This window comes from Alicycliphilus denitrificans (assembly GCF_044792555.1).
In the GTDB taxonomy this organism is placed as follows: Bacteria; Pseudomonadota; Gammaproteobacteria; order Burkholderiales; family Burkholderiaceae_C; genus Alicycliphilus; species Alicycliphilus denitrificans_A.
On record NZ_CP126238.1, the window covers coordinates 3,264,639 to 3,280,126 of the forward strand.

The 15,488-nt window shown below is 65.9% G+C and carries 13 protein-coding genes; 5 read left to right on the forward strand and 8 right to left on the reverse strand.

The features are described from left to right. Positions 1-40: 40 nt before the first annotated feature. A complete protein-coding gene (locus P7644_RS15485) occupies positions 41-1,432 on the forward strand; it encodes a hypothetical protein (protein ID WP_404300138.1) in 1,392 nt (463 codons plus the stop codon). A gap of 240 nt (positions 1,433-1,672) precedes the next feature. Here P7644_RS15485 and P7644_RS15490 read toward each other — a convergent pair whose 3' ends face one another. From P7644_RS15490 to polA, 5 genes are all read right to left on the reverse strand, one after another. Continuing rightward, a complete protein-coding gene (locus P7644_RS15490; RefSeq protein ID WP_404300139.1) occupies positions 1,673-1,978 on the reverse strand; it encodes an AzlD domain-containing protein in 306 nt (101 codons plus the stop codon). Next, positions 1,975-2,691 (reverse strand): AzlC family ABC transporter permease, encoded by a 717-nt coding sequence (locus P7644_RS15495; protein WP_404300140.1) that lies wholly within the window; start codon positions 2,689-2,691, stop codon positions 1,975-1,977. Before P7644_RS15495 ends, P7644_RS15490 begins: the two co-directional genes overlap by 4 nt. A 35-nt stretch (positions 2,692-2,726) precedes the next feature. Then, positions 2,727-3,047 carry a BrnA antitoxin family protein gene (locus P7644_RS15500; protein ID WP_404300141.1) on the reverse strand — a complete coding sequence of 107 codons (321 nt, stop codon included), beginning with the start codon at positions 3,045-3,047 and terminating at the stop codon, positions 2,727-2,729. Continuing rightward, on the reverse strand, positions 3,007-3,285 hold the full coding sequence (locus P7644_RS15505; protein ID WP_404300142.1) for a BrnT family toxin: 279 nt from the start codon (positions 3,283-3,285) through the stop codon (positions 3,007-3,009). The genes P7644_RS15500 and P7644_RS15505 overlap by 41 nt, the downstream gene beginning before the upstream one ends. An 85-nt stretch (positions 3,286-3,370) precedes the next feature. Continuing rightward, a complete protein-coding gene (polA, locus tag P7644_RS15510) occupies positions 3,371-6,130 on the reverse strand; it encodes a DNA polymerase I (protein WP_404300143.1) in 2,760 nt (919 codons plus the stop codon). A gap of 104 nt (positions 6,131-6,234) precedes the next feature. Between polA and P7644_RS15515 the strand changes: the two genes are divergently transcribed. From P7644_RS15515 to P7644_RS15530, 4 genes are all read left to right on the forward strand, one after another. Further along, entirely contained in the window at positions 6,235-6,654 is a 420-nt protein-coding gene (locus P7644_RS15515; protein ID WP_404300144.1) for a hypothetical protein, read from the forward strand. 33 nt (positions 6,655-6,687) lie between these two features. After that, positions 6,688-7,053, forward strand: coding sequence for a hypothetical protein (locus tag P7644_RS15520; protein ID WP_404300145.1), 366 nt, complete (start codon positions 6,688-6,690; stop codon positions 7,051-7,053). A gap of 68 nt (positions 7,054-7,121) precedes the next feature. Next, entirely contained in the window at positions 7,122-8,072 is a 951-nt protein-coding gene (locus tag P7644_RS15525; protein WP_404300146.1) for a homoserine kinase, read from the forward strand. A gap of 49 nt (positions 8,073-8,121) precedes the next feature. Then, positions 8,122-8,943: a BPSS1780 family membrane protein gene (locus tag P7644_RS15530; protein WP_404300147.1), complete on the forward strand. Its 822-nt coding sequence runs from the start codon at positions 8,122-8,124 to the stop codon at positions 8,941-8,943. Positions 8,944-8,975: 32 nt separating this feature from the next. On the opposite strand, the gene P7644_RS15535 is transcribed toward P7644_RS15530, so the two are convergent. From P7644_RS15535 to P7644_RS15545, 3 genes are all read right to left on the reverse strand, one after another. Beyond that, the gene (locus P7644_RS15535; RefSeq protein WP_404300148.1) at positions 8,976-10,508 is read right to left on the reverse strand and encodes a diguanylate cyclase; all 1,533 of its coding nucleotides are present in this window, start codon (positions 10,506-10,508) and stop codon (positions 8,976-8,978) included. 213 nt (positions 10,509-10,721) lie between these two features. Further along, entirely contained in the window at positions 10,722-12,866 is a 2,145-nt protein-coding gene (locus P7644_RS15540) for a PhoX family protein (protein ID WP_404300149.1), read from the reverse strand. Positions 12,867-13,017: 151 nt separating this feature from the next. Further along, complete coding sequence (locus P7644_RS15545) at positions 13,018-15,396, reverse strand: UvrD-helicase domain-containing protein (protein WP_404300150.1); 2,379 nt, start codon at positions 15,394-15,396, stop codon at positions 13,018-13,020. Positions 15,397-15,488: the final 92 nt, after the last annotated feature.

The window sequence follows — 15,488 nt, forward strand, 5'->3', positions numbered from 1 at the left end:
AAAGACGCGAATTCGAATACACCGTTTCCGTGGAGCAGTCATGAGAATAGCTTTCGCCATTGGCGCAGTCCTGTCGGCACTCATGCTTTCGGCCTGCGCCTCGAGGATCCCCGTCCGCACCGAAGGTTTCAAGGAAGCACCTGATTGCCAGGCCATCTACGAAGCCCCGGCGCAAAAAGGCGACGCCATTGCATACCCGGAAAGCGATTGCTGGCTGCGCGCGGTGGAGGAGCGCCAGGCCTACGACCTGCTGTTCATCGAGTTCGACGACCAGGGCTGGATACAAGGGTCATCGAAGGTGCGAGATGGCCGTCCGGATCACCTCGACCAGCTGTTCCAGCAGTTGAACCGCCTGGTCGAGAAACACAGGCAAGAGGGTATCTCTCTGGTTCTTTTCATCCATGGATGGCATAACGACGCCTCTGCGAACAACGACAAACTGAGGGACTTCAGGGTCATGCTGCGCGACTTCAACGACCTGGAAACCATGAATGGCGGACGGCGCGTGGTGGGGCTGTATGTAGGTTGGCGCGGCGACTCCATTACGCTGTCCGGGTTAAAGGAATTGACTTTCTGGGATCGGAAGAACACGGCCGAGAAAGTGGCACAGGGCTCCGTGCGCGAGCTTTTCGCGCGTCTTGGCGTGCTGCGGTACAAGACGGGCGCACGCGACAGCAAGCGCCTGCGCATGCTCTCCATAGGCCACTCCTTCGGCGGCCTCATCATGTACGAGGCGTTGAGCGGCGAGTTCATCAGAAGCGCCGCCAACCACCGGGACGCGGCGGGCGGTGAACAGGATTGCCCGAAGAATCGCGACTTTTTCTCTCGCACCAGCGACCTGGTGATCATGGTCAACCCCGCCTACGAGGGCACGCGGTACGAGGCCCTGTGGAAGGCCATGCGCTCCAAATGCATTCATGACGATCAATGGCCCATGGTGATCACCGCCACGTCTACCGCAGACCAGGCAACCAAGACATTTTTCCCCCTCGCGCGCACGTTCAACACGATTTTCGAAAGCGACCCCGGCGATGAGCGCATCGCGAACATCCATACGGTCGGCCACAATGAGCGCTACACGACCCATATCTTGAGCCGCTGCACCGAGGACGACCCCAAGTGCAATAGCACCTGCGCCGCCGCCCCCAAGTCCTTACAAGCTGAAGCGACAGACATGGAGCGAACCCAGCATCTCCGTGCCGAATCGGACTACATCAAAATGAAAGGGCGCATGCTTTTCGGAAAAGATGACTACCTCTGCGACGGCTTGCACATCAAGATGAGGCCGCAATGGCAGCCAGTAGGCAATCCGTTCTGGGTGATGCAAACCACGGGCGAAATCATTGAGGATCACGGCGACGTGTTCAACCCTAGCTTTCAGGCCTTCATTCGCCAGGCCTATCTGGGCCTGCGGTACGACATGGGCGACTGATCAGCTTTCTCATGGCTCAAGTAGCGTTTTCTGTTGAAGAGGAAACCACCGTCATCCCCGCGAAGGCGGGGATCCACAGCAACGACGCATCAACGGCTTGGGTTGCACTTGGATCCCCGCCTTCGCGGGGATGACGGGCTCCGCGTACATCGCATGCCCTGTAAGGGCCAATCAATAGATATCACTACTTGATCGCCTATCGAATGCTTGGCCCAGCAAATGGCCTTGCGCAAGGCCGCCTCAGCCCCACCAGCGCAAGGCTGCCGCAGCCGCCGCGCCCAGCACCACCACCAGCAGGAACGGCAGCCGCGCCCACAGCGCCAGCGCCGCCACGGCCAGGGCCGCCAGGCGCGCATCCAGCACCAGCGCCGCCCCGCTGGCAAACGTGTTCATTACCGTGAGCGATGCCAGCAGCGCCACGGTCAGCGCGCCGGCCACGCGGTGCATGCGCGGGCTGTGCAGCCAGCGCGCCGGCACCGCGTAGCCCGCCAGCTTGGTGGCAAAGGCGCAGGCGCAGGCCAGCAGGATGGCCGCCCACAAGGTCATGACGGATGCCCCTCCCCGGCCGCCGGCGGCGCGGGCCGCAGCCAGCCCCAGGCGGCGCCCACGGCGGCCGCCAGCAGGATGGGCAGGCCCGGCGGGACCAGCGGGATGGCCAGCGCGGTCACCAGGCCGCAGGCCAACGCCAGCACGATCGGCTCGCGCGCCTGCAGGCGCGGCCACAGCAGGCCCAGGAACGCCGCCACGGCCGCGCCGTCGAGCCCGAAGCGGCGCGGGTCGCCCAGCGCGTCGCCCAGCAGCGCGCCGAGCAGCGTGAATGCATTCCACAGCACGAAAACGCCGACGCCGGCGGTCCAGAAGCCGCGGCGCTGCTCGTCGGGCGCCTGCTGCGCCAGGGCGGTGGCGGCCGATTCGTCGATGGTCAGCTGCGCCATGCACCAGCGCCACCGGCCGCGCGGCGCCAGCAGCCGCTGCATCTGCATGCCATAGACCGCGTTGCGCACACCCAGCAGCGTGGCCGCGCCCACGGCGGCCGACGCCGCGCCGCCGCCCGCGATCACGCCGATGAAGGCGAACTGCGAGCCGCCGGTGAACATCAGCAGGCTCAGCGCCATGGCCTGGGCCACGCTCAGGCCCGCGGCGACGGCCAGCGCGCCAAACGAGATGCCGTACAGCCCCGTGGCCACGGCGATCGACAGCCCCATGCGCACGGCGGGGGTGAGCCGCCGTGCGAGCCCCTGCTTTTTGTCGTGCCACACGAGGGACTCAAGCTCAGGCCGCCTGTCGCTGCCGCTCATTTCGCGTGTGTCTTATGCGCCTCAACGTAGGAGCGCAGCACGGCATTGATGCGGGACTGATAACGCTTGCCCGTGTGCCTGAAGAACTCCAACACTTCGGTATCAATGCGCAGCGTGATTTGCTGCTTGGTGTGGGGCAGCTCCGCCGCTGCCTTCATCCAGACGGCATCTGGCAAGCTGGGCGCGTCGCTGTAGTCGATCTGCTCATCCGGCATGGCGGCCACGGCATCCAGCCGGGCCTTCTGCCCGGCGCTCAGGACGGGTGGCTTTTTCAGGTCAAGCGTTCGCTTCACGGTATTGCTGTCTTTCGTTGGCATTGGCTTTCCTTGCAGAGATGAGGCGGATGGCGTCCTCGTGTCGGACGGTGTAGACCACATACAGGACGGCGGAGTAAGCAAGGCCAATCGTGGCCCAACGATCTTCGCCGTAGTCCTCGCGTCCGTCGTAGGCTTCGATCCGCCCGGCGTCGTAAAAAACAAGCGCGGCATCCTCGAAGGAAACGCGGTGTTTTTGCAGGTTTTGTGCCGCTTTGCCGGCATCCCATTCAAGTTCCATCGAGGTTTTATTGTAATCTCATTTTGTAGTTACATTGACCCTTTTGCCGGATTTGCAGGTCGCCAAATGCGCTCTCAGTGCGCCCTCAATGCGCCTGTTCCCAATTCGGCCCCACGCCCACCTCGGCCAGCAGCGGCACCTTCAGTTCGGCCACGCCGGCCATCAGGCGCGGCACCTCAAGGCGCAGCCAGTCCACATCGGACGCGGGCAGCTCGAACACCAGTTCGTCGTGCACCTGCATGATCATCAGCACCTCGCTCTTGTGCGCGTCCAGCTCGGCCTGCACGGCCACCATGGCCTTCTTGATCAGGTCGGCGGCCGTGCCTTGCATGGGCGCGTTGATGGCGGCGCGCTCGGCCGCGCTGCGGCGCGGGCCGTTGGGGGAGTTGATCTCGGGCAGGTACAGGCGCCGGCCAAACACGGTCTGCACATAGCCTTGCGCCTTGGCCTGGGCCTTGGTGTCCTGCATGTACTGCCACACGCCGGGGTAGCGCTGGAAGTAGCGGTCGATGTAGTTCTTGGCCGCGGTGTTGTCTATGCCAAGGCTCTTGGCCAGGCCGTAGCTGCTCATGCCGTAGATCAGGCCGAAGTTGATGGTCTTGGCATAGCGGCGCTGCTCACTCGTCACCTGGTCCAGCGCCACGCCGAAGACCTCGGAGGCCGTGGCGCGGTGCACGTCCAGGCCGTCGTGGAAGGCCGCGAGCAGGGCCGCGTCGCCGCTGATGTGGGCCATGATGCGCAGCTCGATCTGGCTGTAGTCGCAGCTGGCGATGACGCGGCCCGGCGGGGCCACGAAGGCCTCGCGCACGCGCCGGCCCTCGGGCGTGCGGATGGGGATGTTCTGCAGGTTGGGCTCGTTGCTCGACAGCCGGCCCGTGACGGCCACCGCCTGGGCGTAATGCGTGTGCACGCGGCCGGTGCGCGGGTCGGCCAAAGCGCTGAGCTTGTCGGTATAGGTGCCCTTGAGCTTGGACAGGCTGCGGTGCTCCAGCAGCTTGGCGGGCAGCGGGTAGTCCTCGGCGAGCTTTTCCAGCACCTCCTCGTCGGTGCTGCGCGCGCCGGTGGCGGTCTTCTTGACCACGGGCATGCCGAGCTTGTCGAAGAAGATCTCGCCGAGCTGCTTGGGACTGCCCAGATTGAACGGCTGGCCGGCGATGGCGTAGGCCTCTTGTTCCAGCTGCAGGATGCGCTGGCCCAGCGCATGGCTCTGGCTGGCGAGCTGCTGGGCGTCGATGAGCACGCCGTTGCGCTCGATGCGAAACAGCGTCTCGCTGCAGGCGATCTCCAGCTCGTAGATGGCGCGCAGCTTCTCGTCGGCCGCTAGCTGCGGCCAGAGCACGCGGTGCACGTCCAGCGTCTGGTCCGAGTCCTCGCAGGAATAGGCCGCGGCCTTGTCCACCGGCACCTGCGAGAACGGTATCTGCTTGGCGCCCTTGCCGCACAGGTCTTCGTAGCTGATGCCGCTGCGGCCCGTGTGGCGCTCGGCCAGGCTGGCCAGGCCATGGGGCTTGTGCACCTCCAGCACATAGCTCTGCAGCATGGTGTCGTGCGCGTAGCCGCGTACCTGTATGCCATGGTTGGCCAGCACATGGCGGTCGTACTTGATGTGCTGCCCGAGCTTCAGGCAGGCGGGGTCTTCCAGCCAGGGTTTCAGGCGCGCCAGCACCTCCGGCAAAGGCAGCTGCGGCGGCGCGTCGGGGCCGTTGTGCGCCAGCGGTATGTAGGCGGCGGCGCCGGGCTCCACGCTGAAGGAAATGCCGACGATCTCGGCGCGCAGCTCGTCGAGCGAGGTGGTCTCGGTGTCGATGGCCGCGAGCGGCGCGGCCTTCAGGCGCGCCAGCCAGTCGTCGAGCTGCTCCCAGGTCAGGATGATGTCGTAGGCCACGGCGCGCTGCTGGGCCTGGGCGGCGACGGCGCTGGCGTCGGGCTGGGCGAACAGGTCGCCGCTGGCCGCCTCGCCCTCGGGCTGCAGCGCACGGGCCAGGCTCTTGAAACCGTATTTTTGATAAAAATCGGCTAAATCGCCTGTCTGCTCTGCGCCAACAGCTATGGCATCCATAGCAGGCAGACCCGCCACATGGTCGCCCAGGTCGCAGTCGGTCTTGATGGTGACGAGCCGGCGCGCCGTGGGCAGCCAGTCCAGCGCGCCGCGCAGGTTCTCGCCGGCCACGCCCTTGATGGCGCCGGCGTTGGCGACGAGCGCATCGAGCGAGCCGTATTCCGCGAGCCACTTGGCGGCGGTCTTGGGGCCCACCTTGGGCACGCCCGGCACGTTGTCCACGGTGTCGCCCACCAGGGTCTGGAAGTCCACCATCAGCGCGGGCGGCACGCCGAACTCCGCCGTCACGCCGGCCACGTCGCGGCGCTTGCCGTTCATGGTGTCGATGATGGTGATGCGCTCGTCGACCAGCTGGCTCAGGTCCTTGTCGCCGCTGGAGATGACCACGCGCAGCCCCTGGCCGGCCGCGGCCCGGGCCAGGGTGCCGATCACGTCGTCGGCCTCCACGCCGGCAATCGCCAGCACCGGCCAGCCTAAGAGGCGCACCACCTCGTGGATGGGCGCGATCTGCGCGCGCAGGTCGTCCGGCATGGGGGAGCGGTTGGCCTTGTACTCGGCGTAGATGTCGTCGCGGAAGGTGGGGCCGGGCGCATCGAACACGCAGGCCGCGTAGTCGGCAGGCACCTCTTTCTTCAGCGCCTGCAGCATGTTGATCATGCCGCGTATCGCCCCCGTGGCCGCGCTCTTGGGATCGCCCGGCACGGCGCGCAGGTCGGGCATGGCATGGAAGGCGCGGTAGAGGTAGCTGGAACCATCGACTAGCACCAGGGTTTTGATGTCGCTCATGGGGCGATTGTGCACATAAGCCGGCGTCAAAGCCGGCACAATTGCAGTCCTAAAAGGTTGCGCCACAAGACCACTGCACCTCACCCCCCTCGCTTAATCGCCTTATGAAATACCTCGTTGCACTGCTGGCCCTCGCCGCCTCCACCCTGACCCTGGCCGACACCGGATTCAAGAATGTGCCGCCGCTGCTGCACAAGTCCATCAAGTCCGGCGGCGTCACGACGGCGCAGTTCAACGGCGGCGTGCTGCGCGCGCAGGTGAACAAGCCCGAGCTCAGCGAGGCGGTGTACGACACCTTCATCTTTCACAACATCTGCGCCAGACAGTGGCATGAGCCGCAGCAGTTTGCCGGCCTGGGCCTGAACCGCGTGGAACTGCTCAACGCCACGGGCACCCAGGGCTTTGCCTTCGACGCACGCGGCGAGGTGTGCGCCGAGATGGGCAGGCTGGGCAAGAACTTCCGCAGCTTCATCGCCCAGTACACCGTGGCCTGCACGGCCGGCAGTTGCCCGGCGCAGCGCTGAAGCCGCACGCTCCCAAGACCTACAATCGGCGCCATGCGCGCCGTTCATTCCTTTTTGCTGCTGGCCCTGGCCAGCGCCCCTGCCCTGGCCCAAAATACGAGCCAAAACCCGCAGCAACCCAATACTGGCGAGCGTGCACAGCTATCAATAAACGAGCAAAAGACGGATGACCGGCACGATCAGCGCGTGCAGCGCATCGTGGTCGAGGATGCCGGCAGCCGCGTCGATGAACTGCGCGTGGGCGGCCAGACGCAAAGCATCACCGTGCAGCCCAAGACCGGCACGCCCATGCCCGCCTACGAGGTACAGTCCAACGACGGCGCACGCGCCAGGCCCGGCAGCTTCAACGACGCCGACTCCGTGACCGCACCACGCGTGTGGAATTTGCGCAAGTTCTGAACCCCGCCTTCGGCGCCGCCCTGCGAGCGCCCGATCCACGCTTTTACCGCCTGTTTTCCCGCTGACCCATGGCCGTTTTCACCGAAGTCTCCACCAAAGAGGCGCGCGAGCTGCTGCGCCGCCTGCAGCTGGGCAAGCTGCTCACCCTGCGCGGCATCGAGGGCGGCATAGAGAACACCAACTATTTCCTGACCAGCGAAGAGGGCGAATATGTGCTCACGCTGTTCGAGCGCCTGAGCGCCGAGCAGTTGCCGTTCTACCTGCACCTGATGAAGCATCTGGCGCATGCCGGCATTCCCGTGCCCGACCCGCAGGCCGACAAGTACGGCGAGATCCTGCACCGCGTGGCCGGCAAGCCCGCGGCCCTGGCCACCAAGCTGCGCGGCAAGAGCCAGCTGGCGCCACAGGCCCCGCACTGCGCGGCGGTAGGCAGCCTGCTGGCGCGCATGCACCTGGCGGCGCGCGACTACGAGCGCCAGCAGCCCAACCTGCGGGCCTTGCCGTGGTGGAACGAGACGGTGCCCGTGGTGCTGCCGCACATAGGCGCCGAGCAGGCCGCCCTGCTGCAATCCGAGCTGGCCTACCAGAATCATGTGGCGGCATCCAGCGCCTACGCGGCGCTGCCGCGCGGCCCCATCCACGCCGACCTGTTCCGCGACAACGTGATGTTCGAGGGCGAGGAGCTCACGGGCTGCTTCGACTTCTATTTCGCCGGCGTGGACAGCTGGCTGTTCGACCTGGCCGTGTGCCTGAACGACTGGTGCGTGGATCTGCCCACGGGCCGCCACGACGGCGCGCGCGCCGCCGCCATGCTGGCTGCCTACCAGGCCGTGCGCCCGCTCACCGCCGCCGAGCGCGAACTGCTGCCGGCCATGCTGCGCGCCGGCGCGCTGCGCTTCTGGATCTCGCGCCTGTGGGACTTCTACCTGCCGCGCGAGGCCAGCATGCTCAAGCCCCACGATCCCACGCATTTCGAGCGCGTGCTGCGCGAACGCGTGCAGCACCCCATACATCTCTGATCGTCCGGCCGGAAAGAGCCACTCTCCCCTGGGGTACAGTCGCCGCACCATGAAACTGCACATCGTCCCCGCGCGCACGGGCCTGGAATGGGTACGCCAGGGCATCACCGTGTTCTGGCGCCAGCCCATGGCCCTGGCCGCGCTGTTTTTCATGACCATGGCCGCCATGTCGCTGGCCACCATGCTGCCGCTGGTCGGCCCGGCCGTGGCCCTGTCGCTGCTGCCCTCGGCCACGCTGGCCATGATGGTGGCGGCCGCCGAGGCCAGCCAGGGCCGCACGCCCACGCCAGCCCTGCTGCTGGTGGCCTTTCGCACGGGCAAACAGCGCCTGCACGCCATGATGACGCTGGGCGCGCTCTATGCGCTGGGCTTTCTGGGCGTGATGGCGCTGTCGGCGCTCATCGACGGCGGCCAGTTTGCACAGGTGTACCTGGGCGGCGCGCCGCTCACGCGCGAGATGGCCGAGGCCGGCGACTTCCAGGCTGCCATGTGGCTGTCGCTGTTCTTGTACGTGCCGCTGTCGCTGCTGTTCTGGCACGCGCCCGGCCTGGTGCACTGGCACAACGTGCCGCCCGTGAAGGCGCTGTTCTTCAGCATCGTGGCCTGCTGGCGCAATTTTGGCGCCTTTACCGTGTATGGCCTGTCGTGGCTGGGCGTATTTCTGGCCGCGGGCCTGGTCATCAGCCTGCTGGTGACGCTGCTGGCCGCGATAGGCCTGGGCGCAGCCATGGCCGGCGGCACCATGGTGGCCACGGCCATGATGCTGGCCGCCATGTTCCTGACCTCGGTGGTATTCACCTTCCGCGACAGCTTCGAGCCGCCTGAACAAGCCGGCGCTCAGGCCGAGCCGCCCCAGCCTTCCCCTGACTGATTCGTCACTGCTGCGGTGCTGCTGCGGTGCTGCTACCGCAGCACCACGCCATGCACCCGGTCACGCCCCGCGCGCTTGGCGGCATACAGCTGCTCGTCGGCCTGGGCCAGCAGCTGCGCCGCGCTGCTGTGGCCGCCCTCCAGCGTGGCCACGCCTACGCTGACCGTGAGCCGCCCGCCATCGGCCAGCGCATTGGGCAGGCCCAGCTCGGACACGCCCTGGCGTATGCGTTCGGCCAGCATATGGGCGTCCTCGGCCGAGGTATCGGGCAGCAGGCAAATGAACTCCTCGCCGCCATAGCGTGCCGCCAGGTCGGTGACGCGGGGCACCGAGGTCTGCAGCACGCGGGCCACGGTTCGCAGATAGTCGTCGCCAATCGCGTGGCCATAGTGGTCATTGACGTACTTGAAGTGATCCAGGTCGGTCATCAACAGGCTCAGCGGCGAGCCCGTGCGCTGCTGGCGCGCATGCTCGCGCAGCAGCGCATGGTCAAACTGGCGGCGGTTGGCCAGCCCCGTCAGGCCATCGGTCTGGCTGAGCTTTCGCAGTTCCTGGTTGGCCTGCTCCAGCGCGTGCTGCTGGAGCAGGATTTGTTCGTTGCTCTGCGCCAGCCGAAGCAACATGCGGTGGTATCTGCGCAGCGCCAGGAACAGCACCAGCACCAGCAAAACGGCAGCCCCGACGGCCATTTGCCAAAACAGGTGCTGGCTGCGCTGTGCCACATAGCGTTCGATGAACTGGCGCTCGCCGTCCTCATGCGCCGCCACCGCCCCGGACAGGTCCAGCACCGCCAGGTGGCGATTGAAGGCTTGCACGATGCGCTGGTTGCTTGGCGACGGGTTGAAATAAAAACCGTAGGCACGAGGGGCATCGTGCAGGGTGTGGACGACCTCCAGGTCAAAGTACTCGTGCAGGTAGCGCTTCTCGTCAAAAATGCTCTTGCTGAACACGGCCACATCGACGACGCCATTGCGCAGGGCCTGGAACAGGCCCGCACTGGATATGTCGTCAAAGGCCATCAGGCGATCTGCTGCAACCACCTCGTTGAGGAGGGCCTCGAACGCCACGCCCTTGATCACGCCCACGCGAAATGGCGCCAGATCGGCCATGCCGCGGATCTCCGGGCGCCAGCCCTTGCGCGCAATGACGGCGTAGTGGCTTTCATAAAACGGCCGAGTGAAGAGGCCCCGCTCGGCACGCTCGGCGTTCTCGCTCAGCGGTATCAGAACATCCGCCCTGCCGTCCTGCACCTGCCGGATTTTTTCAGCTACGGTCAAATCCTGCGGCTGCAGGATTTCGTAGCGCAAGCCGAGACGCTGGGTGATGAAACACAGCACATCCACGCCAATGCCCGAGTGCTGGTCCTTGCGCCTGTCGTAGCGCGCCATCGGCGGCGCATCGACCGACAGCACGCGCAGCGGCGCCATGGCACGAAACGCGGCCAGCTCCTGGGCCTCGATCTCCACGGGCTGTGTCAGGCGCACATGGTCGCCACCCTCGCATGCCAGGGCCGGCGACAACGCCGCCAGCCAGGCAGCACACAGCGCCAGTCCCAGGCGCCGCAACGGCGCATCCTCCCAAGATCGCCATTCACCCATCGGATTGCTTGCCCTGAATTGAGAACGACAAGCGGAGATTATCAAGGGTGCAGCAGGCCTGGGAACTTGACCCCTGTCACGCGAAGGCAGCCCCAGCCGGAACGCGCGCTCAGATCACTGGACACAGCCGTGCTGCCAACCAGCGAGCCGCAGTGGGCGGCTGGAGCCTGCCTCGCGCAGTCAGATGGCGATCGTGCCGCCGTCCTTGCGCGTCACCACCACGGTGGCCGAGCGCGGACGCTTGTGGCCCTTGTGGCTGCTGCTGATTCCCGGCTGGTTGCCGGGCCAGTGGCTGGTGAAGGTGTTGGTGGCGAAATCGGCCGTGTCCTCGCCCGGGTGCTGCACGTTGAAGAACAGCGTCTTGCCATCGGGCGTGCTCACCACCCCCGTGATCTCGCAGTCGAACGGACCGACCAGGAAGCGGCGCACGTTGGCCTCGGTGGGCTTGGCACCCATGATGGTGGCCTGGCCGTCCTTGGTGGTGACCTTGCCGCCGTCGCCCACCTTGCCGGGAATGGCGGCGAGCATCATGCAGTTGGTCACGTCGGTGTAGGAGCCGTCGTCGGTCTGGATCCACAGCAGGCCACCGGCGTTGCCCGAGCGCTGGTCAAAGTACAGGCCGTCGGGGCTGGAGAAGTCGTTCACCGCGGTCAGGCCCGACAGGTTCTGGCTCTGCTTTTCGTCCACGCGGGCACCGAACAGGTACACGTCCCACTGGAACTTGCTAGCTGCCTGGCCGCCCTCTTCCTTCCAGCGGATGATGTGGCCGTTGGTGTTGCCCACGCGCGGGTTGGCGGCGTTCAGCGTGGCGGCGGTGCGCTGCGAATTGTTGGTCATGGTCATGTAAACCTCGTTGTTCAACGGGTTCACGCCACCCCACTCGGGACGATCCATCTTGGTCGCGCCGCGGAAGTCGGCGGCCAGGCGGCAGTGCATCACCACGTCGGCCTGGTCGGCGAACGGGTACAGCGCGTTGCCCGCGTCGATGCCGTTCTTGCCGAAGGTCAGTTCCAGCCATTCACCGGTGCCGTCGTTGTTGAACTTGGCGACATACAGCGTGCCCTTGTCCAGATACTTGGCGCCAGCGGCGGTGCCGCCGTTGATGTCCTTCGGATCCCACTTGGCGTCGGACACGTACTTGTAGACATACTCGTTGCGTGCGTCGTCGCCCGAGTAGATCACGATAGGCTCACCCGCCTTGGCCGGCGCAGGCCATGCGCCCTCGTGGTTGAAGCGGCCCAATGCCGTGCGCTTGACGGGCTTGCTTTCGGGGCGGAAGGGGTCGATCTCGACGACCCAGCCGAACGTATTGAAGCTGTTGCGATGGTCGTCGGCAGCCGTTGCGCCGCTGACCTTGCTGTTCCAGCGCTCGTACTGCTCGCCGTCAGCGGTATCCCACAGATAGGGGCTCTTGCGGTTTTCCGGCAGGCCGTAACGCTTGAGGGCCACGATCTCAGCGGCGCTGCGCTTGGCATCGTCGCCGGCGGCGCGGCCGATGACGTTCAGGAAGTTTTCCTCGCAGGTCAGGTAGGTGCCCCAGGGCGTGTAGCCGTTGGCGCAGTTGTTGTTCATGCCGAAGGCCTGCCTGCCGTCCGGCGAGAGCTTGTTGAACAGCTTGGCATTGCCTGCGGCCGGGCCGCCAAAGTCCATCGGCGTGGCCGAGGTGATGCGGCGGTTGTACCTGGAGCCGCGCACCATCTCCATCTCGTTGCTGCCGGTCTTGCGCTTGACCTCGACCACGCTGGCGCCATGCGCGCGGATTTCCTTCTCGACCTGGTCGGCCGGGCGCTTGCCGTCCACCGTGATCCGGCCCGTGGGGTGCAGGCCGTAGGGGGCCACCACATACTCGTGGTTCACGCACAGCAGGCCGCGGTCGGAGCGGCTGGCGTCGAACTTGCCATCGTCGGACATGCCGAAGTAGTACATGCCGTCATGGCCGTCGCCGATGCGCCGGTCGTAGGACTCGGCAGTCTCGGAGCCATTGTCCTTCCAGGACTCGTCGCCATAGTGCATCGGGTCGCCCAGCGCATGCAGGATGCTGACCTGGTAGCCCTCGGGCACCGTCACCAGGTCCGCACTGGTCTTGGCCACGGCACTGAAGTTGAGACGGACCGGCTCGTCGGGAGTGACGTGATCATCGTCGCTGCCGCCGCCACAGGCGCTCAGGCCCACGCCGCCCAACAGCGCTGTGGTGGTGGCGCCGACGCCACCCTTGAGGGCACTGCGACGGCTCAGGCGCGCGGCCAGAATGCTATCCATATGCAGGTTGGACGAATGATTGACGATCTCGTTGTCGTCGTACTCAGAAGCGATCGTGGTATTCATGGACCGTTGGACTCCGTAGTGGGCAATCAAAGTCCTGCGATGCTGAATGCTTCATGTTGCACCGCCGTGACGCATGCATGACACTTTGACGATGTCACGGTGCATGCGTCGCGGGCGCCAACCACCATGCGGGGCCCAAGGCCCGCGGACCTCACTCCACCACGGTGAGCTTGGCCACCGACAGCGCCAGCCACTTGGTGCCGTGGCGCGGAAAGTGCACCTGAGCGCGCGCGTCGTCGCCCGAGCCTTCGATGGCCAGCACCTTGCCCTCGCCGAACTTGGTGTGGAACACCGCCAGGCCCGCGCGCAATCCGTGCGAAGGGGTCTGCTTCTGGGGCGGCACAGGCGGGCTGGCAAAGCTTTCAGACTTGAAGCCAAATCGACCTCCAGCGCCCGACCCATAAGCGCCAACAGCTCCTTTATTTGGAGCAAAAGTGCCAAAACCCTGCTGCTTGGGCGTGAGCCACTTGAGCGCTTCCTCGGGCAGCTCATCTAAGAACCGGCTCTTGACGTTGTAGCGTGTCTGGCCATGCAGCAGGCGCGTCTGGGCGTGGCTCAGGTACAGGCGTTTTCTGGCGCGAGTGATGGCCACGTACATCAGGCGCCGCTCCTCTTCCAGACCGCCCTGGTCGCTCATGGCGTTCTCGTGCGGGAACAGGCCCTCCTCCAGCCCGCCGATGAACACGCAGTCGAACTCCAGGCCCTTGCTGGCGTGTACGGTCATGAGCTGCACCGCATCCTGCCCGGCCTGGGCCTGGTTGTCGCCGGCCTCCAGCGCCGCGTGCGTCAAAAAGGCCGCCAGCGGCGACAGGGTCTCGCCCGTGTCCACGTCCACCATGGGCTGCTGCAACAGCGGCTGGTTCGGGTCCAGCCCCTGGCTGGCCGGACCTTGCGTGAGCGGCGCGCCGGTTTCATCGATCGGCAGGGCCACGGCGTCGCGGCCAAAGCCCTCCTGGGTGACGAAGCTCTCGGCGGCGCTGATGAGCTCGTCCAGGTTCTCCAGCCGGTCGGCGCCTTCCTTCTCGTTGCGGTAGTGCTCCAGCAGGCCGCTGGCTTCGAGCACCTGGCCAATGATGGTGCGCAGGTTCTGGCCCTGCGTCTGCTCGCGCAGCACATCCACCATGGCCACGAAGGCGCCCAGGTTGGCGCCCGCCTTGCCAGGCACGGCGCTCACCGCGTCGTGCAGCGAGCAGCCGCTGGCGTGCGCCGCATCCTGCAGCACCTCCAGCGTGCGCGCACCGATGCCGCGTGCGGGGAAGTTGACCACGCGCATGAAGCTGGTGTCGTCGTGCGGGTTCTCCAGCAGGCGCAGGTAGGCCAGGGCGTGCTTGATCTCGGCGCGCTCAAAGAAACGCAGGCCGCCGTACACGCGGTAGGGCACGCCGGCATTGAACAGCGTGGATTCGATCACGCGGCTTTGCGCATTGCTGCGGTAGAGCACGGCAATCTCGCTGCGCGCCATGGCGCCGCCCTGCACCAGCTGCTTGATCTCATCGACCAGCCACTGCGCCTCGGCGATGTCGCTGGACGCCTCGTACACGCGCACGGGCTCGCCCGGGCCCTGCGTGGTGCGCAGGTTTTTCCCTAAGCGCCGGCTGTTGTGGGCGATCAGCGCATTGGCCGAATCCAGGATATTGCTGTAGCTGCGGTAGTTCTGCTCCAGCTTGATCTGTCGCTCTACGGCGAACTCGCGCACGAAGTCCTGCATATTGCCCACGCGCGCGCCGCGGAAGGCATAGATGCTCTGGTCGTCGTCGCCCACGGCGATGACGCTGCCCTGGGTGACGAGACGCCCGTCCACCACGTCGCCCGCCAGCTGCTTGAGCCAGGCGTACTGCAGCTTGTTCGTGTCCTGGAACTCGTCCACCAGGATGTGCGCAAAGCGCCGCTGGTAGTGCATGCGCACCGGGTCGTTGTCACGCAGCAGCTCGAAGCTGCGCAGCATCAGCTCGCCAAAATCCACCACGCCCTCGCGCTGGCATTGCTCCTCGTACAGCTGGTACAACTCCACCTTCTTGCGCGTGTCGGCGTCATGCGCCTGCACGTCGCGCGGGCGCAGGCCCTCCTCCTTGCAGCCGGCGATGAAGTACGCCAGCTGCTTGGGCGGAAAGCGCTCCTCGTCCACGTTGAACTGCTTGCACAGCCGCTTGACGGCCGAGAGTTGATCCTGCGTGTCCAGAATCTGGAAGGTCTGCGGCAGACCCGCCAACTTGTGATGCGCGCGCAGCAGCCGGTTGCACAGGCCGTGGAAGGTGCCAATCCACATACCGCGCACGTTGACGGGCAGCATGGCCGACAGGCGCGTCAGCATCTCCTTGGCCGCCTTGTTGGTGAAGGTGACGGCCAGGATGCCGCCGGGCGTGGCATGGCCATGCTGCAGCAGCCAGGCGATGCGCGTGGTCAGCACGCGCGTCTTGCCCGAGCCCGCGCCGGCCAGGATCAGCGCATGGCCCGCGGGCAGGGTGACGGCGACGAGCTGCTCGGGGTTCAGACCCGCGAGCAGCGGCGAAGAAGAGAGGGAGGAATGCATTGGCACGATTGTAGAAACCCCCCTGTCGTCATGAACAAAGCCGATTGCACGGCGGCCGGTACAATCAGTCACCGGGCCCAAGTTTCTTGCGC